Below are 23,205 nucleotides of genomic sequence, written 5' to 3'. Positions count from 1 at the left end.
TCCGGCCGGGGGATGATCCGGCGTCATCCTCCAGGATTACCTACCGCGCCTCCCATGATCCACTCGGCTTCCCGGATCTCGGGGTGTCCGGATGACGTTTTCAGCCCGACTTCAATGACATCGAGTGGACCTTGGCCCGGATGAACCCGCTGCGCCCGCGCCTACCCGTCGAGCAGGGCGGTGATCACCTGGTCGATCAGCAGCCCGACGATCTCCCGGGTGATCATTTGGAAGATCGGGATCTCGGCGAGGGTGGCCCCGAAACTCACCGCGGCGGTCGCGATCGCCTGGGCGATCTGGATGGCCAGGATCGCCAGTTGCACGATCACCTGGATCTTCAGCGCCAGCACCAGCGCCCCGGTGATCATCAGTCCGGTGCCGGCCAGGACGGCGGCGAGGGCGCCGTCCTCCAGGACCCGGACCGGGCCGTCCTCCTCCGTCCAGTACCCCTGGAACGCGTCGATGTCGGCGCCGGCGTTGCCGGCGGCGACCTGCGTGGCGGCCTGCTGCGCCTGTGCGGTCAGCGTCTGCACGGTGCCGCTGAACTCCAACCAGCGCTGCCCCATCTCGAACAGCACCGTCTCGTCCGAGCGCGGCCAGTCGTAGCCGATCATGCCGAGCACGGTGATCAGCTCGCCGGGCAGTTGCAGCCCCATGTCAGCTCACCCCAACCCTCGGCCGAGACCGGTGAACCGGTCGGCGATCGCCTGTTCGTTCACCTCGTGCAGGTGCGCCATCCGGTTCAGGTCGACCCCGACCACGCCCAGCTCCTCCATCACCGAGCCGAAGCACTCCGCCGCGTACGCGGTGACCTCCTCGACGGCCGCGCCGATCAGCCCGCCGATCTCGTCGTCGCCCCACGGCGCACCGAAGCCCGACAGGTCGGCCAGGAACGTCCGCAGCTCGGTGAGGAAACGGTCGGAGACGTCCTGCAACTCGGTGCCGGCGCTGCGCAACCCCTCCGGGTCGATGGCCCGCGACACGTCAGGGCCGCCGACCGTTGGCGAGCCGTTCCTGTACGCCGGTGAGGGCGTCGATGAACCCCTGCAACTGGGGCACCGCGGTGCGCTGCACCTCCTGGAGCTGGGCGAGCACCGCCGTGGTGTCCGGCGCCGGGAGCGCGCCGGCCAGCGCGGCGCGCAGGTCGGCGAGGGCCGCGTTGGTGGCGAGTCGGATCTCCTCGGCGAGGGTCTCCGACGGCGTACGCATCAGCCTCGGGTCGATCCACACGCTCTCGACCTCGCCACCGGGGACCGCGACGACCCGGATCTTGCCGTCCGCCGCCTCGCCGACACCGCGTACGTCCGTCGACGGCTCCGTCGACTGCCCGGCGTCGCCGTCCACGGTGGAACGGCCGAGCGCGGCGAGCATGTCGCTGATCGATTTGTTCAGTTCGGAGGCGTGCGTCACGTCCGGCAGTGTAGCCATCGACTCACGCTTCGTTCAGCCCGCGAAAGGTCCCCGGTGGATGCAACCGGGCACCCCGGCCCGGGGGTGACACCCGCAGGATCGGGACATGGGGGAACGCTTGGACGACGACGACGGGTTCGGGGAGTTCTACCGGACCAGCAGGCACCGCACCGTCACGGTGCTCTACGCGCTCGGTGGTGACCTGGCCGAGGCGCAGGACGCCGCGCAGGAGGCGTACGCGCGGGCGTGGCAGCGCTGGTCGAAGGTCGGCGCGTACGACGACCCCGAGGCGTGGGTCCGTACCGTCGGCCACCGGCTCCTGATCAACCGCTGGCGCAAGGTACGCAACGGGATCGCCGCGTACCGGCGGCACGGGCCGGCCCCGAACGCCGGCCCGCCGTCGGAGAACACCGTGGCCCTGGTAGCGGCGCTGCGCCAACTGCCCGCCGAGCAGCGGCAGGCGATCGTGCTGCACCACCTGGCCGACCTGTCGGTCACCGAGATCGCCGCGCAGACCGGTACGCCCACCGGCACCGTCAAGGCCCGTCTCGCCCGTGGTCGCCGGACCCTCGCCACCCTGCTCGACGTGACCCTGCCCGAGGAGGTTCGTCATGCCTGACCCGCTGTTCTTCGACCTCTGCCGGGACACCGCTCGCCTGACCTGGGCACCGACCGAGCAGGTACGGGAGCGCGGCCGGCAGCGCCTCCGGCGTACCCGCGTCGCGGCCGGCGTGGCCGGTGCCGTGGCGGTCGCGGTGATCGCGACCGGGGCGGTGGCCGTGGCCGGGCGCCCGGACGCCGCGCCGCCGATCCCCCCGGCCACCGGCGAACCGACGCCCACCGGCACCCCGGAAGCGACCCCCAGCCGGAGCGGCGACCCGACACCTTCCGCGCGGTCGTCGCGCACTCCCTCCCGCAGGCCGACGACACCGTCGACCACGCCGGGCCAGCGACGCCCGCCAGCCAGCGGCACGGCGGCCGAGTCGGTCCCGGCGTCGGCCATGCTCCAACTCGCCGACCTGCCCGACGGCTTCGAGGCGATGGAGCCCGAGTTCGAGGGCGACGGATCGCTCTGGTTCCTGACCACCGTCTTCGACTGCGATTCGCGGCCGGCGGTCTGGCGGGAGGTGAGCAGCCGCCGGGTGACCTACGGGTCGCCGACCGAGGTCGTCAGCCAGCGGGTGACCCGGCACGCCGGTGACGGTGCCCGGACCAAGATGGCCGACGCGCGGCGGCTGGCCGACGAGTGCACCTCGGCTCGCCCGGGCGACTCGATCAGGGTCCTGGCCGACGGGCTGGGTGGGGATGAGGGACTGCTGATGGGCGCCACCGTGGACGGCCGTGAGCAGCGCTGGATCCTGGTCCGCCAGGGCGACCTGGTGGCGGAGAACCCGGTGAGGTCGCTGGGCGTCCAGATCACCGAGGCGGAGGCCCGGAAGACCGCGCAGAAGGTGGCGGCACGGCTCTGTAACGGCACCGACGACTGCTGACGGTTTGTTAGGAAGGGGCCCTTCCTATACACCAGGCGTTAAGAAGGGGCCCTTCCTTGCAGCCGGAGGGCTTCGGGGGCGTGCAGGCGGAGCATGGTGGGGCCGACGTCGGGCGGAACCCGGCGGCGGGTCGCCACCGACACCGCCACCATCACGGTGAACGCCAGCGGCACCGTCCAGGCGGCCGGTTGCGTGGTCAGCGTCGCCGGCCAGCCGGACAGTGGCGGACCGAGCACCGTCACCAGCACCGCCCCGATCGCGGCGCCGCCGCCGACCAGCACCCCGGCGGCGGCGCCGAGGTCGGTCAGCCCCCGCCACCAGATGCCGAGCACCAGCAGCGGGCAGAAGCTGGACGCGGCGACCGCGAACGCCAGGCCGACCACCTGCGAGACGTCCAGCCCGGAGACGTTCAGCGCGAGGACCGTCGGCACCACCCCGGCGATGACCGTGGCCAGCCGGAACCCGCGCACCGAGCCGCGCCCGAGCACGTCGGTGGAGATCACCCCGGCGACGCTGGTGAGCAGCCCGGACGAGGTGGACAGGAACGCCGCGAAGGCGCCCGCGGCGACCAGCGCGGCGAGCAGCCGACCGGTGGTGCCGTCGCCGAGGGCCGCGCCGGGCAGGAGCACCACCACCGCGTCGGTCTGGCCGGTGAGCAGCAACTGCGGCGTGTAGATCCGGCCGAGTACCCCGTAGATGGTGGGCAGCAGGTAGAAGGCGCCGACCAGGGCGAGCACCACCAGGGTGGTCCGCCGGGCGGCGGCGCCGTCCGGGTTGGTGTAGAAGCGCACCAGCACGTGCGGCAGGCCCATGGTGCCGAGGAACGTGGCCAGGATCAGCGAGTACGTGGCGAACAGTCCCCGGTCGTCGTCCCCGGCGGCGCTGGGCAGCAACCAGTCGGCCGCACCGGTCGCCACCCCGGCCACCTCCGGCACCGGGTCACCGGCGGCGAAGGTCAGCTCGTCGCCGGGGCGTACCTCCTGGGTCCGACCGTCGGGCAGGGTGAGGGTCGCGGGCTGCTCGACCACGACGGTGGTCGCGGTCCGGAACGCCGGACCGTCGGGCGGCGTCACCGCCGGGCGGGCGTCGGCCTGCCACTGCAACGCCAGGAAGATCGCCGGTACGGCGAGCGCGGTGAGCTTCAACCAGTACTGGAAGGCCTGCACGAAGGTGACCGCCCGCATCCCGCCGAGCGCCACGTTCGCGGTCACCACGGCGGCGACCACCAGGGCACCCACCGGGTACGCGGCCCCGGTGACCGTGGTCAGCGTCAACCCCGCCCCCTGGAGCTGCGGCACCAGGTAGAGCCAGCCGATGAAGATCACGAAGACGGTGGCCAGGGTGCGCAGCCGTCGGGAGCCGAGCCGCAGCTCGCAGAAGTCGGGCAGGGTGAACGCGCCGGAACGACGCAGTGGCGCGGCCACGAACAGCAGCAGTGCGAGGTATCCGGCGGCGAACCCGACCGGATACCAGAGGACGTCGACGCCGTACTTGAGGACCAGGCCGGCGATGCCCAGGAAGCTGGCGGCCGACAGGTACTCCCCACCGATCGCGGCGGCGTTCCAGGTGGGGCTGACCGCCCGGGAGGCGACCAGGAAGTCCGACGTGGTCCGGGCCAGCCGCAGGCCGTAGAAGCCGATGCCGACGGTGACCAGGGTGACCGCCACGATGGCCGGTACGACGAAGCCGTTGCCCACCTAGTGCTCCGGCCGCTGGACCAGGTCGGTGAAGTCCTGCTCGTTGCGCTCGGCCAACCGCACGTACGCCCAGCCGACCCCGACCAGGAACGGGAAGGACACCACCCCGAGCAGCAGCCACGGCAGGTTCACCCCGAGCACGGTGACCCGACCCACCGAGGGGGCGATGGCGAACAGCCACGGCAGCCCGCCCAGCCCGATCAGCACCACCAGCGACAGCCGCAGCGCGAGCGCCAACTGGGCCCGGACCAGCCCCCGGACCAGGGTCTCGCCGATCCGGGTCTGCTCGGCCAACTCGGCGCGGGTACGGGCGGCCCGGTCCTGCCGCCTCGACACCTCGGCCAGCACGATCCTGGTCCGCTCCGGCCGGACGTCGTCCTCGGCGGCGGTCACCCCGGCAGTCTCGCCGGATCGGTGGGAATGTCAAGGAGCCGGCGCGACGGGTGGGAGCCGGCGGCGTCACCGGCCCCCACCCGGGCCCGTCAGCTGGTCGGGATCACCAGATCCACCGGCAGCTCCCCGGTGGCGGGGACGGTGAACAGGGCCAGCCCGGTGCTGCCGTCCGGCCGGGTCGCCCGGTACCGCCCCTGGTACCGCTGGTCGTCCGCGAGCGTCACGTCGTAACTGACGAACACCCGCTGCGGTCCCTTGAGCCGCAGGCTGAACCGGCCGTCGGTGACCCATCCGCTGCCGGCGTAGTCACCGGTGTCCGCGCTGTGCGCCATCACGTAGCCGCCGCGGAAGGCCGTGCCGTCGGTGGTCCGGATCGTTCCGGCGACCGGCACGCCGGCGTCGAGCTGGGCGTCGGCCGTCGCGGTTCCGCCGACGGTGACGGTGACCGGAGTGGCGGTGAACCGGCTGGGCTCGTCACCCGACCATTCCCGCGCCGTGTCGCTGCCGTGGGTGAAGACCACCGGCCAGGCGTACGGGCCGAGCCGCTCAAGCCGGTAGGTGCCGTCCTGCCCGGTCTGCGCGTCACCGGCACCGACGCCGGGGTGCCCGGTGAGCACGGAGACGGTGGCGTCGGCCAGCGGTGCGCCGGTCGTCGCGTCCGTCACCCGGCCGGTCACCACGCCCGCCCGGTCGAGGCGTACCTGCGGGCCGGTGGTCACCTGACCCGCGGTAGCGGTGACCGTGAGGGCCTGGCGCTCGTCGCCGGTGCCCCCGTCGGCGCCCACCCACTGCCGTCCGTACGGCCCGTCCTGCGGGACCGCGAACAGCTTGTAGCTGCCGGTGGCCAGCGGGCCGACCGTGAGCCGGCCCTGACCGTTGCTGCACTCGCCGTACCCGTCGCGCAGGCTCGCCCGCTTCGGCAGGAAGGCGTCGACGCAGACGTCCCGGACCGGGGACCCGGTCTGCCGGTCCACGATCGTGGTGGTGATGACGGCGCCGGGGCGCAGCTTGACGGTGATCGGGGTGTCCTGGCCCGCCCGGACCCGCACGTCCGCCAGGTCCCGGGGGAAGTACCGGCGGTCCGGGGCGTACAGGTAGACGTCGTGCCGGCCCTGCGGCAGGTCGCGTACGGTGACCCGGCCGCTGCCCTGGCTGCACGAGTCGACCGCGCAGAAGTTGGCCACCGGGCCGCCGGTGACCGAGTCGACCGCCGTCACGGTGATCGTGCCGGTGCCCAGCAGCCGGTCGGCGATCGACGTCTGCTGCCCGCCCGGAACGGTCACCAGGTCGGCGTCCTCGCTGTCCAGCTTCCCGCGGTACCACTGCTGCCGCTCGCCGGCGCTGTAGCCCACCTTGTAGGAGCCCTGGAGCACCGAAACGCGGAACCGGCCGTCGGCGTCGGTCGTGGCGTTCGTGCCGCCGTACATGTTCGCGGTGTTGACGTAGACCTCGGCGTCGGCGAGCGGCGCCCCGGCGGCGGTGAGCAACCGGCCGGCGAGGGTCCCCACCGGAAGCACGGTGTCGTTGGCCGTGACGGTGCCGTCCGCCGGCACCTCGTAGATGCCGGCGTCCTGCTCGTCCAGCTTCCCGGGCAGGTACTGGTCCTGGTAGGAGCCCTCGATCGGGGCGAAGCTGAGCCGGTACCGGCCGGGCAGGGCCGACATGGTGAACGTTCCGGTGTCGTCGGTGCTGCCGGCGGCCCAGTCGTTCGTGTCGATCTCACTGCCCCGGACGAACAGGCCGGGGACGGGCGCCCCGGCCTGGTCGACGATCTGCCCGGTGATCGTGCCGGTCGCCCGCAGCTGCTCGTCGACGGTGGTGGTCTCGCCGGCGGTGACGGTCACCGGATCGGCGTCCCACAGGTCGGACTTGTGGTGGTGGTACTGGTCCGGCCGGCCCCAGGCGAAGAAGCCGACGGTGTACGAGCCCGGCGCGAGGCCGGAGACGGCGTAGTCGCCGTCGGCGTCGGTGGTGGTGGAGCCGGCCGGCTCGTAGCCGTCGGCGGGGTAGACCTCGACCCGGACCTCGGCGGCACCGGCACCGGCGCTGGTGGTGAGGCGACCGCCGACGGTGCCGGTTTCCTCGGCGTGGGCCGGTCCGGCACCGCTCAGCACGAGCACCGCGGCGACGGTGCCGGCCGTCAGGGCGCGGCCGATCAGGGGAAGGCGCATCTGCGTCCTCGGGGGAAAGGGGGTGGGGCGTCCGAGCAGGCTCCACCCGCGCCGGTCGTGCGCCCCGTCCCAACCGGTCCCAGGAGAATAGGTCATCGCCGATCGCTTCCGGCGCCCCGATGCCGGCGCGGACCCACAGAGGTTGTGGACAACCTGTGGAAAACGCTCCGCCCCTGTGGACAACTCCGTCCCCAGGGGGGTGACCTGCGACGACGTCACGAATGCGTGGTGGATGGCAGGCGAAGGTGTCGCTCCCGGGAGGGAGGGGTGGACCCGGTCCCCCTTCCACCCGCGCCGACGGTGGAACTCACTCCAGGCCGACCCGCTCGGGGCGGGCGGAGGCGGAGCCGAGCCAGGTGTGCGGGTTGCCCCACCAACACCAGCCCAGCTTCGGCGCGCCCTGGCTGATCCAGAGCGCCGGCACCCGCTTGTCGCCGCAGCGGGAACCGACCAGCGAGAAGCACCGGTTGCTGGCCAGCGTGGCCGGATAGAGGGTGACCAGGGCCAGGCCCTCGTCGATGCTGACCGGCAGCCGGTCCCGGCCGGTGATGACCTCCATGGCCGCCGACGGGGCCAGGTTGCGCAGGTCGGCACCCCGGTCGACGTCGAAGAGCAGGTACGCCGGACCGGCCGGCACCTCCAGTTCCTTGATCGGGTCGAACCGGGCCAGGTCGCCCTCGGGGTAGTGCTTGTCGACGATGCCGGGCTTGCGCTTGCCGGCCAGGGTGGTCAGCGCCACCCGATCCTCGACCGGCACCAGCTCACGGGTGACGACCAGCAGGAACGGGACCCGATCCTCGGTCGGCGCGGGCAGCCCGGCCGCCCCGGCCACCGCCGCCGGCCGGAGCGGGGCGAGCAGGGCGCGGAACTCGTCCTCGGCGCGTCCGGCGAGGGCCGGATAGCCCAGTCTCACCAGGGTGTCGACCTGGCTGTCGAACTCGGTGGCGGGATCGAAGGGTGCGGTCACGGCGGCCTCCAGCCTCTCGTACGGGCTACCGTACAGCGTACGGGCCGGTGAGCGTATTCCCGGAGAGCCAGGTTTCCTTTCGCCGGTCGGCCGGTCCGGTGGGTGGCGGCTACGATCCGGCGCGTGCTGCTCCCCCTCGTGGCCGTGGCCACCCTCGCCGGCGCCGGGTGGGGGCTGCTCGTCCCCGGCCTGGTCGACCGGTACGCCGTCGAGTGGCCCGACGGCACCCCCCAGCCGCCGTGGCGGACCGCCTGCCCGCACTGCGACGCGCCACGTCCGCCCTGGTGGCGGGCCGCGCGGCGGTGCGCCGGCTGCGCCGACCGGCGGTGGCCCGGCCCCGCGCTCACCGTGCCGCTGTCCGCCGCGACCTGGGGTGTCCTGGCGTACGCCGTGGGCCCGTCCCCGGTGCTGCCGGCGTTCCTGCTGCTCGCCGCGCTCGCCGTGCCGCTCGCCCTGGTCGACCTGCGGGTGCTGCGGCTGCCCGACCCGCTGGTGCTGACCGCCTTCGTCGGCGGGGTGGTGCTGCTGTCGGCCGCCGCGCTCGCCGAGCGCTCCGTCACGTTACTGATACGTCCCGGAGTGGCGGCGGTCACGTGTGGTGTCGTCTATCTGACCGTTGCGTTGTTGCCGCGTTCCCAACTCGGCTTCGGCGACGTGAAGCTCGGGGCGGTGCTCGGTCTCTTCCTCGGCTGGCTCGGCTGGCCGGCCGTGGTGGCCGGCGGACTGCTCGCCCCGCTGGTCAATCTTCCACTGGTCATCGGCTTGTTGATCGTACGGAGGGCGGGCCGCCGGACGCTGGTCCCGTACGGCCCGGCGATGCTCCTCGCCGCACTGGTCGCGGTGCTGCTGTCGACTCCGGGTTAGATCGACCGGTGGAGATGCCTCCCGCCGAACGGTGGAGTGGAGAGTGACCGGCCCGGTGTCGCACGGTGGCCACCGGTGGTCCGGCCGGTCCCGTCGACAGGATTGACATGTTTCCTTGGGGAAGGGAAAGTTCCTGCCGGTAATTGCCTCCCGTCAACAACCCGCCGCGGCCACCGAGCCGCGACTCATCCCCTGGAGCTGTTCGATGCTGGAGTTCATCCACCGGGTCATGGCCTGGCACGAGTCCCGCGACCGTGGCGCGAGCGCCGTCGAGTACGCCCTGATCCTCGGCGTCATCGTCGCGATCGCGGCGGCCGCGTTCGCCGTGATCGGTGGTCGGATCAACGTTCTTCTCTTCAACGCGTGCCGCGCGATCGGCGGCGGCGACGCTTGCTAGCAGTACAGCCCCGGAGCCGGTTCCGGTCGGGCGAGAACGCCGGCCGGAACCGAGCTTCCCGCTTCAATTCCACCGCCGACCGTGGTGCGGCGGCCGTGGAGATGGCGCTGGTGCTGCCGCTGCTCCTGCTCGTCGTCTTCGCGATCATCGACTTCGGACGGATGTTGAACACCCAGATCACGCTCACCGAGGCGGCCCGGGACGCCGCCCGGAGCGTCTCGCTGGGCGTGGACCCGGCCGAGCGGGTGACCCGCATCGCCGGCCCGGACGTGGCGATCGAGGCGGAGTGCGTGAACGGTGCGGCGGAGGTGCGGCTCACCCAGGACTTCGTCTTCGTCACGCCGGTCGGACTGCTCGGTGGTGGCTTCGACGGTGAGGTCGAGCTGACCGCGCGTGGGTTGACGCCGTGCCAGTGATCGTCACCGCCGTGCGGGACCGCCTCCGGGCCCGGCTGGGCCGGGCCGACGCCGACCGGGGTGGCGTGGCCGTCACCGTCGGACTGCTGATCGGATCGGGGGTGCTGCTCGGCATGATGGCGCTGGTGGTCGACGTCGGTCTCCTCTACGTCGAGCGCGGGCAGTTGCAGAACGGCGCGGACGCCGCCGCCGTGGCCGCCGCCCGGGCCTGCGCGCTGGACCCGGCCGAGTGCACCGGCCCGGACGGAGAGACGGTGGACGCGCTGGCCGGCCGGTACGCCGACGGCAACGCCAACGACGGCCAGGCGACCGCCGAGGTGTGCGGTCGCGGCGGCGGGCTGGCCACCTGCGGCGACACGCCGGTCGACTGCCTACGCGCGGCGCCGGCCGCCGGCCCGTACGTCGAGGTGCGGACCGGCACCCGGCGCGACGGTGACGAGACCCTGCTGCCGCCGGTCTTCGCGCAGGCCGTGCTCGGCGGCTACCGGGGCGCCGAGGTGCGGGCCTGCGCCCGGGCCACCTGGGGCGGGCCGGTTCGGGCCGACACCCTGGCCCTGGCCCTGCCGTTCTGCGACTGGGAGCGGCTGACCAGCAGCGGCACCGTCTTCCCGGCCGCCCCGGGGCCGGTGCCGGTGCGCCCGGGTACCACCGGCACGTGCACCGCCGCCGGTGCCGGCTTCCGCTGGCTGGACGCCGACGACGACTGCCGGGTGGTGCGGTCGGTGAACCAGGAGACCGCCGGCGCGACCGACGATCCGGACTGCGGTGACGCGCTGGAGGACGCCCTGGGCCGGTCGGTGCTGGTGCCGGTGGTCGACCCGCCCACCGGCGGCGGCGGGGACGCGTTCACGGTGCGGGGCTTCGCCGCGTTCGTGGTCACCGGCTTCACGTTCGGCGACCGCACCGAGGGCACCGGCTGCGGCGACGGCGTCGAACCGTGCGTACGGGGCCACCTCACCGAGCAGCTTCTTCCCGGCGGCGGCGCGATCGGCGGGCCCGACCTGGGCGCCCGGGTCGTCGCCCTCGTCGGCTGACCACGACACACCACACTGGCAGGGGACGTCACACTCATGAGCCGCCGCATCATCCCGGTGCTGATCGCCGTCGTCCTGGCCGCGTTCGGCACCGGTGCCGTCCTGCTCTACCTCCGCTCCGCCGACGATCGGGCGGTCGAGGGCAAGCAGGCCCGAACCGTGCTGGTCGCCGACAAGCAGATCCCCGCCGGCACCTCCGGGCGGGCGCTGCGCGACAAGAAGTTCCTGCGGGAGGTACGGATGCCCGCCGAGACCCTGCCCGAGGACTCGCTCGGCGAGGTCGGCGCCGACCTGGACGCGCTGGTCGTCACCGCGCCGGTGCAGCGCGGCCAGCTCCTGCTGCGGGCGATGTTCGGCACCGCCGTGCGCGACGGCAGCGGGCTGGTGATCCCGGACGGGCAACTGGCGATCACCGCCCGGGTCCGGTCCAACGTGTTCGGCCCCACCACCGTGCAGGCCGGCACGCGGGTGGCCATCTTCTACACGTACACGCCGGTGGACGACAAGGACCGGGACGCGGTCTCCGGGTCCGGCCTGGAGAAGGGGCGCAAGACCAACAGCGTCACCCGGCTGCTGATGACCGACGTCGAGGTGATCTCGGTGGGCAAGGCCGAGGAGCGGGACGGCGACACGGCCGGTGGGGTGGCGTCCACCGGCGGAGCCCGGTCCGACGAGCTGTCGGTGACGTTCGGCCTCAACCAGCGGGACGCCGAACGGCTCGCCCACGCGGTCGCGCTCGGCGGGGAGCTGAACATCGGCCTGCTCGGTGAGTCGTCCGAGGTCAAGCCGGACAGTGGCGTGGACAACCGATCCCTGTTCGGGTAGGCACGCGCCATGACGATCCTCTTCGAGCCCGACCGGCGGTGGAGCGGCCACCTCGCTCCGCAACTCGGCCCGGGGGTGCTCACCACGAGCCGGCTGGAGGACGTGGAGCGGCTGCTCGCGGACCAGCACGCCGAGCCGCTGGTGCTCTTCGGCCCGGGGACCGACGCGGGGCTGGCGCTCGAATTCGCCGCCCGGCAGCGGGTCGCCCGCCCCGCCGTGGGCGTGCTGCTGCTGCGCGAGCGGCTGGACGTGGAGACGATGGGGCACGCGCTGCGCGCCGGCGTACGCGACGTGGTCGACGCCCGGGACATCGTGGCAGTCCGCACCGCGTGCGCACGGGCGATGGAGGTGTCCCGGCACCTGCTCGGCGCGGCGCCCACCGTCGGTGGCCAGCCGACCGCGCCGGCCCGGGTGGTGACCGTCTTCTCCGCCAAGGGCGGCGTCGGCAAGTCCACCCTGGCCACCAACCTCGCCGTGTCGCTGGCCGAGGGGGGCAAGCGCAAGGTCTGCCTGGTCGACCTGGATCTGGCCTTCGGCGACGTCGGAATCATGCTGCAACTCGCCCCGGAGCGCGGTATCGCCGACGCGGTGGCCGCCGGGGACCGGGTGGACGCGACGCTGGTCCGGGCGCTGCTCACCACGTACGCGCCGGGGGTGGAGGTGCTGCTCGCACCGGTCGGGCCGAGCGACGCCGAGCGGATCGGGCGGGACCTGGTGGCGAAGGTGCTGGCCGCCGTCCGCACCTTCGCCGACTACGTGGTGGTGGACACCCCGGCGGCCTTCACCGATCCGGTGCTGGCCGCGTTCGACGTCTCGGACGTGCACGTGCTGGTGGCCACCCCGGACGTGCCGGTGCTGAAGAACCTGCGGGTCGCCATGGACACGCTGGACCTGCTGGGCCTGCGCGGCGAGAACCGGCTGGTGGTGCTCAACCGGGGCGACGCCCGGGTGGGCCTGACCGCCGCCGACGTGGAACGTGTGCTCAAGACGCCGATCACCGCGCAGGTCCCGTCCAGCCGGGACGTGCCGGTGTCGATCAACCGAGGGGTGCCGATCGTGGTGGACAAGCCGAACCATCCGGTGAGCGCGGCGATCCGGGACCTGGCGCTCGGGCGGATCGCCCGGCAGACCACCCCCCGGGCCCGTGGCCTGCGGGACCGCCTCGGCCGCCCCGGTGGTGGGAAGTCATGAGCGAGCGTCAGCGAGTGAATCATCGACTCAGCGTCGTGGTGCCTCATGACGGCACGGAGCGCGGCGGAGTGCCGGCATGAGTCTCACCGACCGGTTGGCGCAGCGGTACCCGGAGCACGACAGCGGACGCAACGGGCGTACGTCCGGCGCGGTCACCGTCTCCAACGGCTCGTCCGCCGCCGCGCTGCGGCTGCGGGTGCACCGCGAGCTGCTGGACATCCTCGGCCCCCAGCTCTATGACAACCGCACCGCCGACGCGGTCCTGGAGCAGCGGGTCCGGGACACCGTCAACGAGGTGCTGGCCCGGGACGGCTCGCCGCTGGCGGTGGCCGACTCGGCGCGGATCGCGGCCGAACTCCTGGACGAGATCCTCGGCCACGGGCCGATCGAGCCGTTGCTGCGGGACCCGGACGTCACCGAGATCATGGTCAACGGGCCGGACCAGATCTACGTGGAGCGGTTCGGCCGGATCCACCGGGTCGAGGCGACCTTCGTCGACGAGCAGCACCTGCGCCGGGTCATCGACCGGATCGTGTCCCGGGTCGGCCGGCGGGTGGACGAGTCGAGCCCGATGGTCGACGCCCGACTGCCCGACGGCAGCCGGGTCAACGTGGTGCTGCCCCCGGTGGCGCTGGACGGCTCGATGCTGACCGTACGCAAGTTCGCCCGGGAGGCGCTGACCACCGACGACCTGATCGGGTTCGGCACCTTGTCACCGGAGGTGGCGCAGTTCCTCTACGCCTGCGTACGCGGCCGACTCGACGTGGTGATCAGCGGCGGGACCGGCTCCGGCAAGACCACCACGCTCAACGTGCTGTCCAGCTTCCTCCCGCCGGAGGAACGGATCGTCACCATCGAGGACGCCGCCGAACTCCAGCTCCGGCAGAACCACGTGCTGCGGCTGGAGTCCCGGCCGCCGAACATCGAGGGACGCGGCGAGATCACCGTGCGGGACCTGGTCCGCAACGCGCTGCGGATGCGCCCGGACCGCATCGTGATCGGCGAGGTCCGCGACGGCGCCGCGCTGGACCTGCTCCAGGCGATGAACACCGGCCACAACGGTTCACTGACCACGGTGCACGCCAACGCCCCCCGGGACACCGTGGCCCGGCTGGAGACGATGTCCCTGATGGCCGGACTGGAACTGCCGGTCCGCGCGATCCGGGAACAGATCGCCTCGGCGGTGGACCTGATCGTGCACCAGAGCCGGCTGCGCGACGGCACCCGGCGGATCACCCACGTCACCGAGGTGATCGGCATGGAGGGTGACGTCGTCACCATGCAGGACCTGTTCGTCTTCGACCACCGGGCCGGGTTCGACACCGACGGCCGGCACCGGGGCGTGCTGCGCTGGACCGGACTGCGTCCCCGCCTGCTGGACACCCTGGCCGACGCCGGGGTCCCGCTGCCGGCCGGGGTGTTCGAGGGCGCGCCGTGGTGAGCCGCCGGGTCGCCGCCGTCGCGGCGCTGGCCGCCGCCGCGCTCACCGTGCCGGGCGCCGTACCGGCCGTGGCCGCGCCGGCCGGGGTCGCGCCCGCCGGGGTCGCACCCGCCGTGGGCCGGGTCGCGCCCGCGCCGGCCGGCGGTGACCTGACGGCCAGCGTCGCCGAGGTCACCCCGGAGCGGCTACGCATCGTCGCCGACGTGCCCCGGACCGCGGACGGGAAGCTGCCCCCGTTGACCGTCGCGCGGGACGGCTTCGCGCTGCCGGTGAGTGTGGCGCCGGGAGCGCCGGAGGCGTTGGCGGACGGTCCGCGTACCGTCGTGGTGGTCGTCGACACCGGACTTGCCGGCGCGCGCCTGCGGGCGGTGCGGGACGCGGTGCTCGCGCTGGTCGCGGCGCTGCCGACGGACGTCGCGGTGGGCCTGGTCGCGGCCGGCGCCGAGCCGGCGGTCGCGGCCACGCCGACCACCGACCGGGCGGCGGTACGCGCGGCGGTGGACGGCCTGCCGGCGAGCGACGGGACCGCCCTCTACGACGCGCTGCGCGCCGCGGTCGCCGTCGGCGGACCGGACGCGGATCGCCGGCTCGTGGTGGTGGCCGGCGGACGGGACGACGACACGGCGGCGGCGAGCGCGGCGGCCACCGCCGTCACGGCCGCCGCGGACCGGGTCGACCTGGTCCGGATCGGTCCCGCCGACGACGGGTTGGGCCAGTTGCGCAGGCTCGCCACCAGCTCCGGCGGCACGGTCCGTGTCGCCGGGGTGTCCGCGCTGCCGGCCGCGCTGGGCGCGGTCGCCGCCACCGTGCCCGCCCGGGTCACGCTCACCGTGGCGGTCCCGCCGGAACTGGGCGGCACCAGCACCACCCTCACCGTCACCGCCGGCACCGGTGCGACGCGGGTCAGCGCGGCCCTGCCGGTCCGGTTCGCCGCCGTCCCGCGCCCGGCGGACGGTGATCCGACCCGGGGTGCGCTGTCCCTGCCGTCGCTCGGCCCGGTCCCGCTCGGCCTGCTCGTCTTCGCCGCCCTGCTGCTCGCGAGCCTGCTCGTCGTGCTCGGGCTGAGCGGCAGCGTGTCCCGCAGCCGCCTCAAGCAGGTGGACCGGTTCCGCCTCGGCGGCGGCGGGGCCAGCCCCGACGACCGGTCGGTGCCGCCGCAGCCGGAGGGTCATGTCGCGCGCCCCCTGCTGGCCCTCTCCGACCGGTTGGTCCGCTCCGGCGGAGCCGAGGAGCGGATCGGCCGCGACCTGGAACGCGCCGGGCTGACGATGCGCCCCCGGGAGTGGATGGCCTGGCGGACCGGCACCGCGCTCGGCGGCACGGTCCTGCTCGGGCTCCTCGGCGGCGTGCTCGGTGCGCTGCTCGGCGCCCTGCTCGGCTGGCTCGCGACGAGCCTCTACCGGCGGCTGCGGGAGAGCCGCCGGCGACGGACGTTCGCCGAGCAACTGCCGGACGCGCTCCAGCTCATCGTCGGCTCGCTGCGTTCCGGCTTCGCGCTGTCCCAGGCGATCGACGGCGTGGTCCGCGACTTCCCGGCCGGTCCGCTGACCGTGGAGTTCGGGCGTGCGCTGGCCGAGGTGCGGCTCGGCTCCGACCTCGACGACGCGCTGGAGCGGGCCGCCCGGCGGGTCGACAACAACGATCTGGCCTGGGCGGTGATGGCGATCCGGATCCAGCGCGACACCGGCGGCAACCTGGCCGAGGTCCTGGCGACCACGGTGGAGACGCTCCGGGAACGGGACCGGCTGCGCCGGCACGTCCGCGCCCTGTCCGCCGAGGGTCGGCTGTCCGCGTACGTGCTGATCGCGCTGCCCTTCGTGATGGCCGGGTGGATGCTGCTGGTCCGGCGGGAGTACATCGAACCGCTGTGGACCACCCCGGTCGGGCTGGTCATGCTGATCGGTGCCGCCGTGCTGATGGTGGTCGGCACGGTGTGGATGTCCCGCTGGGTGAAGGTCGAGGTGTAGGCGTGGACTCGTTGCTGCTGCTGGCCGGCGTGGGCGCGCTGTTCGTCGCCCTGCTGGTGGGGCTCGTCGCGGTGATCCCGGACCGGGAGCGGGCCGAGGTGCGCCGCACGCTGCGGACGGTCGACCAGGGCTACCGGCTGCCCGGCGCGGTGGAGGCGGGCCCGGCCTCCGGCGCGGGGGAGCTGACCCGGCAGGCGACCGACCTGGGCCGCCGCCTGACCCCCGGTGGCGGGCGCGGCGGGCTGGGCCGGCGGCTGGACCAGGCGGGCAACCCGGCCTGGCTCAAGATGGACCTCCTGTTCGCGTACAAGGGGCTGTTCCTGCTCGTCGGCGCCGCCGCCGGACTGGTCGTCGGCCTGCTGGTCGCCGGGCCGGCCGGCACCGTGGTCTGGGTGCTCGTCGGCGCGGCCGCCGGCTTCTTCGGACCGGACCTGCTCGTGCTGCACCTGGCCCAGGAACGCCAGCAGGCGATCCGGCGCACCCTGCCGGACATCCTGGACACCCTGGTGGTGACCGTGGAGGCGGGCCTCGGGTTCGAGGCGGCGCTGGCCCAGGTGGTGCGCAACGGCCGCGGACCGATGGTCGGCGAGTTCGCCCGGGTGCTGCACGAGATGCAGATCGGCCGTCCCCGGGTGGAGGCGCTGCGCGAGATGGCGGCCCGGACCAGCGTCACCGAGCTGCGGGCCTTCGCCTCGGCGGTGGTGCAGGCGACCACGCTCGGCGTGCCGGTGGCGAACGTGCTGCGCCAGCAGGCCGCCGAGATGAGATTGCGGCGCCGCCAGCGCGCCGAGGAGCTCGCGCAGAAGATACCTGTCAAGATCCTGTTCCCGATGATTCTCTGCATCTTCCCGGCGCTCTTCGTCGTCGTCGTCGGGCCGGGAGCGATCCGGCTCCTGGAAACCTTCGCCCGCTGACGACGGACCGACTTCGGACAGAGCGGGATCGCCGGGGGAGGGGCAGACTGACACCCGTGGGACATCAGGTGCTGGGTCGGCGGTACCGGCTGGTCAGCCAGCTCGGCGCGGGCGGCATGGGGGTGGTGTGGAGCGCCTTCGACCGGGTGCTCGACCGTCAGGTCGCGGTCAAGGTCCTGAACGCCGAGTACGCCGGCGACGCGGTGTCCCGCCGCCGGGTTCTCGCCGAGGCGCGCGCCGCCGCCCGGTTGACCCACCCGCACGTGGCCAACGTCTACGACTACGGCGAGTCGATGACCACGGCCGGCGAACGGGTGCCGTTCGTGGTGATGGAGCTGCTGCCCGGGCGTTCGCTGGCCGACCGGCTCAAACGGGGTCCGGTCTCGGTGGAGCTGACCCTGCGCGTCGGCGCCGAGATCGCCGCCGCGCTCTCCTCCGCGCACGCCCACGGTCTGGTGCACCGGGACGTCAAGCCGGCCAACGTGATGCTCACCCCGGCCGGCGCGAAGGTGGTGGACTTCGGCCTGGCCGCCGCCGTCGGCCAGCCGGACGACGCCGACGGCACCGGCCAACTGCTGGGCACCGCCGCGTACCTGGCCCCGGAACGTCTGCTCGGGCACCGCGTGGTGGCCGCCAGCGACGTGTACGCCGTCGGGCTGATCCTCTACCGGATGCTGGCCGGCCGGGCGCCGTGGACCACCGAGACGGCGACCCAGATGCTGACCGCGCACGCCTACCACGAGCCGGAACCGCTGCCCCGGCTGTCCGGCGTGCCGCCGGTGGTGACCGACCTGGTGCACCGCTGCCTCACCAAGGACCCGGAGCGCCGCCCGCCCAGCCGGGAGGTGGCGGTGACGCTGGCGCACGCCGCCGGCATCCGGGTACCCCTGGACGGCACGCACGACGACGACCTCGACGACCTCGTGGACGACGACGCGGATCCGGCCGACGACAGCGGCGGACCCTCCGGCCGGGGTGACTCCGGATCGGGCTCCGACCCGCTCGCCGCCTGGCCGGTGGGCACCGTCGCCGCGCACACCCCGTTCCTGGCCCGGCTGCGGCAGCACCTGGACACCGACCTCGACCATGTCACGTTGCGCCGCCGGGCCAGCCTGCTGCTGCGCGGCACGGTCGGCTTCGACCTGGCGATCTGGGCGGTGCTCGACCCGATGACGCTGATGTGGGCGTCCTGCGTAATCGACGGCGGCCCGCACGACGACGCGTTCGAGCACGAACTCTTCGCCAACGAGTACGGCCAGGACGACGTGCTGAAACTCACCGACCTGGCGGACGGCCCACTCGCCGGTGGCCTGGCCGCCGCCACCCACGGCGACCCGAGGTCCAGCCGGCGGTTCCGGACCGTCCTCGAGCCACGTGGGTTCACCGACGAACTGCGCCTGACCTTCACCGACGATGTCGGCACGGTCGGGGCGTTGCTGCTCTACCGGGCCGGTGGCCGGTTCACCGCCGCCGACCTCAGCCAGCTCACGCCCGCCGGCCCGCTGCTCGGTACGGCGCTGCGGCACACCCTCTCCCGGGGCGACGACGACCCGCGTGCCGGTGCCGACGAGGAGTCCGCCGCCCCGGCCGCCGCCCCGGCCCGGACCCGGCGGATCAGCCGGGAACGGCTGGCCCGCCTGGCCCGACGCGAGCCGCCCCGCCCGGCCGATCCGCCGGCCCCGCCCCGGCCCCGTCGACCGGTGACGGGCGCGCTGACCATCTCCCCCGACGGGCGGCTCTTCGACCTCAGCGAGGAGGCCCGCGCGCTGCTCGACAGCACCGAACTGGACCGGGTCGGGGTGGCGGTGACCCGGGGCCGGGTCTCCGGGCTGGTCGACCCGGCCGGCGGCAGCCGGCACGACGGGCGGTGGTTGGCGTTCCACGCCGCCCACCGGGAGACCTCGGTGGACGTCACCGTGCAACGGATCAAGCCGCACCAGGTCAGCGAGTTCATCTGCCGGGCCCGCGGCCTCCAGCCGTGGCAGTGGCGGCTGCTCGGTGCCGTCGTACGCGGCCGGAGCACCCGGCAGATCGCCGCCGACCTGGGCATGTCCGCTTACTCGGTGCAGGAGGGGATGATGTCGCTGTTCACCGCGTTCGGCGCGGGCGGTCGCATCGACCTGGCGAAGTCGCTCTTCTTCGACCACTACCTGCCGCTGCACGCCGCGGACGGCCGGGTGCCGCCGAACTAGGGCCTGTGTCGAAGTCCTCGGTCGAGCCGAGGCGGAGTCCAGGCGGCGGTCCGGCAAGGCGGAGATTCGTGCGGATACCGGTGTTGTATCCGGACGAGTCTCCAACGCGGCCGGTCGTCGTCTGGGCCCGCCGCAGGCCGGCCAGGGGCTTTGACACAGGCACCTAGCGCCAGTCCTGCTTCGCGGCCCGGACCAGCTTGTCCTTCAACTCCCGGGTGTGCCGGCGGCTCACCGGCAGCTCGGTCGCGTCGACCACCACCACGTAGCCGGAGTTGACCAGCCGCAGCTCCGCGATCAGCCGCAACTGCACCAGGTACGACCGGTGGATCCGGACGAAACCGGCGTCCGCCCAGCGCTCCCCCAGGGTCGCCAGCGACACCCGCACCAGGTGCGACCCGTCGGCGGTGTGCAGCCGCGCGTAGTCGCCCTGCGCCTCCACCCACCGCACCGCCGAACGGGGCAGCATCCGGGTGGTGCCGGCCAGCTCGACCGGGATGGTCGGGTCCTCCTCGGCGCGGGCCAACGCCGCCGGATGCGCCGGCACCACCCGGGAACCCATCACCCGGCGCAGCGACTCGGCCAGCCGCTCGGCCCGGACCGGCTTGCGCACGTAGTCGGTGGCACCGAGGTCGAACGCGTCCACCGCGCCGTCGTCGTACGCGGTGACGAACACGATCGCCGGCGGCCGGGCGAACCGGCGCAGTACCCGGGCCAGCTCCATGCCGTCCAGGCCGGGCATCCGGATGTCCAGGAAGACCACGTCCACGTCGTCGTCGCGGAGCACCCGCAGCGCCTCGGTGGCGTCGCCCGCCGTGTGCAGCCGGGCCACCCGGGGGTCGGCCCGCAGGTGGTACGCCAACTCGTCGAGCGCCGGCGGCTCGTCGTCCACCGCCAGCACCCGCAGGTAACCGGTACTCACGAGCCCGCCCGTACGCCGGGGTGGAACTTCGGCACCCGCATGCTCACCCTCGTGCCGGCCCCCAGCCCGGTCTCGACGACCAGGCCGAAGCCGTCGCCGAAGACCGACCGGAGCCGCTCGTCGACGTTGGAGAGGCCGACGTGACCGCCCGGGTCGTCGCCGGGGTCGCCGGCGGGCCCGGCCAGCTCGGCGATGCCGGCGGTCAGCGCGCTCGGATCCATCCCCACCCCGTCGTCCTCCACGGTGATGTGACACTCGGTGCCCGCGTCCCGGGCCTCGATGCTCACCATGCCCGTGCCCGGCTTGCGGGACAACCCGTGGCGGACCGCGTTCTCGACCAGCGGTTGCAGGCAGAGGAACGGCAGCGTCACCGGCAGCACCTCGGGCGCGATCTGCAACCGCACCTGGAGCCGGTCACCGAAGCGGGCCCGTTCGATCGTCAGGTAGCGGTCGATCGACCGCAGTTCCTCGGCGAGCGTGGTGAACTCGCCGTGCGCCCGGAACGAGTACCGGGTGAACTCGGCGAACTCCAGGATCAGCTCCCGCGCCCGGTCCGGGTCGGTGCGCACGAACGAGCCGATCGCGGTCAACGCGTTGTAGATGAAGTGCGGGCTGATCTGGGCGCGCAGCGCCCGTACCTCGGCGCGGGCCAGGCGCTCCCGGGACGAGTCCAACTCGGCCAGGGCGAGCTGGTTGCCGGCCCAGTGGGCGGTCTCCAGGGTGGCCTGGACCAGCCCCGGCTCGGGTGGGCCGTCGGCGACCGCGACCAGCGCGCCGGCGGGCCGACCGAGTGGTCCGTCGAGCGGTGCGACGACCGCGCCGCGTACCGGGCAGTCCACCCGGTCGCACTGCAGCTCCGACTCGCCGAGCACGGTCGACCGTCCGGTTTCCACCGCCCGCCGGGCCGCCGCGACCAGTTGCGCGTCGTGGTGGGTGCCGCGGCCGTCCAGCGCCAGCAGCCGGTCGGCGTCGGTGAGCGCCAGCCCGGCCGACCCCACCAGGGCCCGCAGATGGCGTACGGCCTTCGCCGCGTGGGGTGCGGTCAGCCCGGCGCGCAGCGGCTCGGCGGCCAGTCCGGCGGTGTGCAGCACCTCGTAGGTGGCCCGTTGGGTGGCCGTGGCGATGCCCCGCCGGGCACGCAGCCGGAGCACCGCGTACAGGGCCGCGGCCAGCGCGCTGACCAGTGAGACGACGCCGAAGACGGCGGAGAGGTTGCCACCCACGCAGCGATCCTGACGGGTGGTGGCCCCCGGCGCTAGTACGCGCCCTTGCGGGCGAGCACCACCCCGACGGTGCGCCACAGGATGCTGAGGTCGTAGGTGAGGGACCAGTTGTCGACGTAGTAGAGGTCCAGCCGGACCGCCTCGTCCCAGGACAGGTCGGAGCGCCCGGAGACCTGCCACAGGCCGGTCATGCCCGGTCGGACCAGCAGCCGCCGGCGTACGTCACCGAGGAAGTCGCCGTCGTCGGCGGGCAGCGGCCGGGGCCCGACCAGCGACATCTCGCCCTTGAACACGTTGATCAACTGTGGCAGCTCGTCCAGGGACGAGGCGCGCAGGAAGCGGCCCACCGAGAAGACCCGGGGGTCCTGCTTCATCTTGAACAGCATGCCGTCGGTCTCGTTCCGGTCGACCAGGCTGGCCAGTCGGTCCTCGGCGTCGACGTACATGGTCCGGAACTTCCAGACCCGGAACGTCCGCCCCTCGTGGCCGACCCGGGGCTGGCGGAAGAAGACCGGACCCCGGTCGGAGACCTTGATGGCCAGCCCGATCACCACGAACAGGGGTATCAGGCACAGCAGACCGACGCCGGCGGCGACCCGGTCGAGCAGATTCTTCGCCAGCAGCGCCGGCCCGGAGAGGGTCGGCTCCTCGACGTGCAGCAGCGGCAGGCCCTCGATGGGACGGATGTGCACCCGGGGGCCGGCGATGTCGGTGAGCTGCGGTGCGACGACCAGGTCGACGCCGGAGCCCTCCAACTGCCAGGCCAGCCGGCGCAGCTCGCCCGGCTCGGCGCTGGCCGAGCCGCACACCGCGATGGTGTCGCCGCCGACTTCGCGGACCAGGGCGAGGACGTCCCGGCCCGCGTAGATCGGGATGGGGGTCTGGATGCCCCGCGCGGCGGCGTAGCCGTCGGTGATGTGAATGGCGACCGGCACCAGGCCGGCGGCCGGGCTGCGGGTGACCGACCGGTAGACCTCCAGGCACTCCGGCAGCGTCCCGACCAGCACCATCCGGTGCCCGGCCTGGCCGACGTTGCGTCGGATGACGTGCAGCACGAACCGGGTCAGGATGCGGCCGAGCAGGATCAGCAGCAGCGCGCCGAGCAGTGCGGTGCCCACCGTGTAACGGGAGAGGTCGGTCTTCGTGGCGAACGCCAGGAAGGAGACCGTCGCGGCCACCGCCACGCCGGACCGGATGACCCGCTTGTACTCGTCCGGACCGAGGCCGAGGTAGCGCCGGTCGTACGCCCCGTTGAACCAGAGACTGATCACCCAACCCAGCGGCAGCAGGGCGAATGCCACGATGAAGAACCAGGTCGGGTCGTCGTCGGCGTCGTGGAAGCCGGCCCGCGCCTGGTCGAAGGTGTGGATGGCGGTGAAGCTGGCGAACGCCGCCGCCGCGAAGTCCAGCAGCAGCAGGACGGCGGTGTAGGGACGGTGCCAGCGCGACACCCGGCGCCGGGCCCGGGCCCATGCCGACCGCGGGACCCCGCTGGGGGACGGCGGTGTCGGCGGCTGGATCTCGAAGCTGTCGACGTGCCGCACGAGTTTGCTCCGGCCTGTGTTGGTTACCGGGCGCTGGAGGCTTGCCGTCACCTCACCCATGTCCTCCCGCATGACACGTGCCGCTCACTCGCCGTGAGGGCCCGGGTCGCCCACCGTCCCAGTCTCCCACGTGCTCGCCTGTCGAAAGCC

Annotated in this window: 22 protein-coding genes; 12 read left to right on the top strand and 10 right to left on the bottom strand. The window is 73.6% G+C overall.

Annotated features, from left to right (window positions below; all coding sequences use genetic code 11):
• Positions 1 to 161: 161 nt before the first annotated feature.
• Genes D7223_RS15075 through D7223_RS15065 form a run of 3 tightly spaced genes read right to left on the bottom strand, consistent with a single transcriptional unit; the run spans position 162 to position 1,410 of the window.
• Positions 162 to 656 (bottom strand): WXG100-like domain-containing protein, encoded by a 495-nt coding sequence (locus tag D7223_RS15075; RefSeq protein WP_120729027.1) that lies wholly within the window; start codon positions 654 to 656, stop codon positions 162 to 164.
• A 6-nt stretch (positions 657 to 662) separates the two neighbouring features.
• Entirely contained in the window at positions 663 to 983 is a 321-nt protein-coding gene (locus tag D7223_RS15070) for a hypothetical protein (RefSeq protein ID WP_120729026.1), read from the bottom strand.
• Position 984: 1 nt separating this feature from the next.
• Positions 985 to 1,410, bottom strand: coding sequence for a YbaB/EbfC family nucleoid-associated protein (locus D7223_RS15065; RefSeq protein ID WP_238161999.1), 426 nt, complete (start codon positions 1,408 to 1,410; stop codon positions 985 to 987).
• Between the two features lie 118 nt (positions 1,411 to 1,528).
• Here D7223_RS15065 and D7223_RS15060 point away from each other — a divergent pair, with 118 nt between their 5' ends.
• Positions 1,529 to 2,029, top strand: coding sequence for a SigE family RNA polymerase sigma factor (locus D7223_RS15060; protein WP_120729267.1), 501 nt, complete (start codon positions 1,529 to 1,531; stop codon positions 2,027 to 2,029).
• Entirely contained in the window at positions 2,022 to 2,900 is an 879-nt protein-coding gene (locus D7223_RS15055) for a hypothetical protein (protein WP_120729024.1), read from the top strand. Before D7223_RS15060 ends, D7223_RS15055 begins: the two co-directional genes overlap by 8 nt.
• 38 nt (positions 2,901 to 2,938) lie before the next feature.
• On the opposite strand, the gene D7223_RS15050 is transcribed toward D7223_RS15055, so the two are convergent.
• The 4 genes from D7223_RS15050 to D7223_RS15035 form a co-directional block, all read right to left on the bottom strand.
• Positions 2,939 to 4,597 (bottom strand): sodium/solute symporter, encoded by a 1,659-nt coding sequence (locus tag D7223_RS15050; protein WP_120729023.1) that lies wholly within the window; start codon positions 4,595 to 4,597, stop codon positions 2,939 to 2,941.
• Positions 4,598 to 4,990: a DUF485 domain-containing protein gene (locus D7223_RS15045; RefSeq protein WP_120729022.1), complete on the bottom strand. Its 393-nt coding sequence runs from the start codon at positions 4,988 to 4,990 to the stop codon at positions 4,598 to 4,600. It abuts the gene before it with no gap.
• 89 nt (positions 4,991 to 5,079) lie between these two features.
• The gene (locus D7223_RS15040) at positions 5,080 to 7,161 is read right to left on the bottom strand and encodes a carboxypeptidase-like regulatory domain-containing protein (protein ID WP_158610896.1); all 2,082 of its coding nucleotides are present in this window, start codon (positions 7,159 to 7,161) and stop codon (positions 5,080 to 5,082) included.
• A gap of 307 nt (positions 7,162 to 7,468) precedes the next feature.
• Positions 7,469 to 8,128 (bottom strand): DUF5701 family protein, encoded by a 660-nt coding sequence (locus D7223_RS15035; protein WP_238161998.1) that lies wholly within the window; start codon positions 8,126 to 8,128, stop codon positions 7,469 to 7,471.
• A gap of 123 nt (positions 8,129 to 8,251) precedes the next feature.
• Here D7223_RS15035 and D7223_RS15030 point away from each other — a divergent pair, with 123 nt between their 5' ends.
• The 10 genes from D7223_RS15030 (at position 8,252) to D7223_RS33215 (ending at position 19,369) form a co-directional block, all read left to right on the top strand.
• Positions 8,252 to 8,992 (top strand): prepilin peptidase, encoded by a 741-nt coding sequence (locus D7223_RS15030; protein WP_120729265.1) that lies wholly within the window; start codon positions 8,252 to 8,254, stop codon positions 8,990 to 8,992.
• Between the two features lie 205 nt (positions 8,993 to 9,197).
• Positions 9,198 to 9,389 carry a Flp family type IVb pilin gene (locus D7223_RS15025; protein WP_120729020.1) on the top strand — a complete coding sequence of 64 codons (192 nt, stop codon included), beginning with the start codon at positions 9,198 to 9,200 and terminating at the stop codon, positions 9,387 to 9,389.
• A 95-nt stretch (positions 9,390 to 9,484) separates the two neighbouring features.
• A complete protein-coding gene (locus D7223_RS15020) occupies positions 9,485 to 9,805 on the top strand; it encodes a TadE family protein (protein ID WP_120729019.1) in 321 nt (106 codons plus the stop codon).
• A complete protein-coding gene (locus D7223_RS15015) occupies positions 9,796 to 10,839 on the top strand; it encodes a pilus assembly protein TadG-related protein (protein ID WP_147252639.1) in 1,044 nt (347 codons plus the stop codon). The genes D7223_RS15020 and D7223_RS15015 overlap by 10 nt, the downstream gene beginning before the upstream one ends.
• A gap of 36 nt (positions 10,840 to 10,875) precedes the next feature.
• A complete protein-coding gene (cpaB, locus tag D7223_RS15010) occupies positions 10,876 to 11,664 on the top strand; it encodes a Flp pilus assembly protein CpaB (protein ID WP_120729017.1) in 789 nt (262 codons plus the stop codon).
• A 9-nt stretch (positions 11,665 to 11,673) separates the two neighbouring features.
• The gene (locus tag D7223_RS15005) at positions 11,674 to 12,855 is read left to right on the top strand and encodes a CpaE/TadZ family protein (protein ID WP_120729016.1); all 1,182 of its coding nucleotides are present in this window, start codon (positions 11,674 to 11,676) and stop codon (positions 12,853 to 12,855) included.
• Positions 12,856 to 12,931: 76 nt separating this feature from the next.
• A complete protein-coding gene (locus D7223_RS15000) occupies positions 12,932 to 14,296 on the top strand; it encodes a TadA family conjugal transfer-associated ATPase (protein ID WP_120729015.1) in 1,365 nt (454 codons plus the stop codon).
• Positions 14,293 to 16,263 (top strand): type II secretion system F family protein, encoded by a 1,971-nt coding sequence (locus tag D7223_RS14995; RefSeq protein WP_147252640.1) that lies wholly within the window; start codon positions 14,293 to 14,295, stop codon positions 16,261 to 16,263. Before D7223_RS15000 ends, D7223_RS14995 begins: the two co-directional genes overlap by 4 nt.
• Positions 16,264 to 16,265: 2 nt before the next feature.
• Positions 16,266 to 17,177, top strand: coding sequence for a type II secretion system F family protein (locus D7223_RS14990; protein WP_120729013.1), 912 nt, complete (start codon positions 16,266 to 16,268; stop codon positions 17,175 to 17,177).
• A 56-nt stretch (positions 17,178 to 17,233) separates the two neighbouring features.
• Positions 17,234 to 19,369, top strand: coding sequence for a serine/threonine-protein kinase (locus D7223_RS33215; protein WP_238161996.1), 2,136 nt, complete (start codon positions 17,234 to 17,236; stop codon positions 19,367 to 19,369).
• A 163-nt stretch (positions 19,370 to 19,532) separates the two neighbouring features.
• On the opposite strand, the gene D7223_RS14980 is transcribed toward D7223_RS33215, so the two are convergent.
• Genes D7223_RS14980 through D7223_RS14970 form a run of 3 tightly spaced genes read right to left on the bottom strand, consistent with a single transcriptional unit; the run spans position 19,533 to position 23,115 of the window.
• Positions 19,533 to 20,288, bottom strand: coding sequence for a LytR/AlgR family response regulator transcription factor (locus D7223_RS14980; protein ID WP_120729012.1), 756 nt, complete (start codon positions 20,286 to 20,288; stop codon positions 19,533 to 19,535).
• Complete coding sequence (locus tag D7223_RS14975; protein ID WP_120729011.1) at positions 20,285 to 21,511, bottom strand: sensor histidine kinase; 1,227 nt, start codon at positions 21,509 to 21,511, stop codon at positions 20,285 to 20,287. Before D7223_RS14975 ends, D7223_RS14980 begins: the two co-directional genes overlap by 4 nt.
• Before the next feature lie 32 nt (positions 21,512 to 21,543).
• The gene (locus D7223_RS14970) at positions 21,544 to 23,115 is read right to left on the bottom strand and encodes a sugar transferase (protein WP_120729010.1); all 1,572 of its coding nucleotides are present in this window, start codon (positions 23,113 to 23,115) and stop codon (positions 21,544 to 21,546) included.
• Between the last annotated feature and the right edge of the window lie 90 nt (positions 23,116 to 23,205).

Source organism: Micromonospora endolithica (assembly GCF_003626595.1).
Classification (GTDB): domain Bacteria; phylum Actinomycetota; class Actinomycetes; order Mycobacteriales; family Micromonosporaceae; genus Micromonospora; species Micromonospora endolithica.
This window is presented reverse-complemented; position numbering and strand designations above follow the sequence as displayed.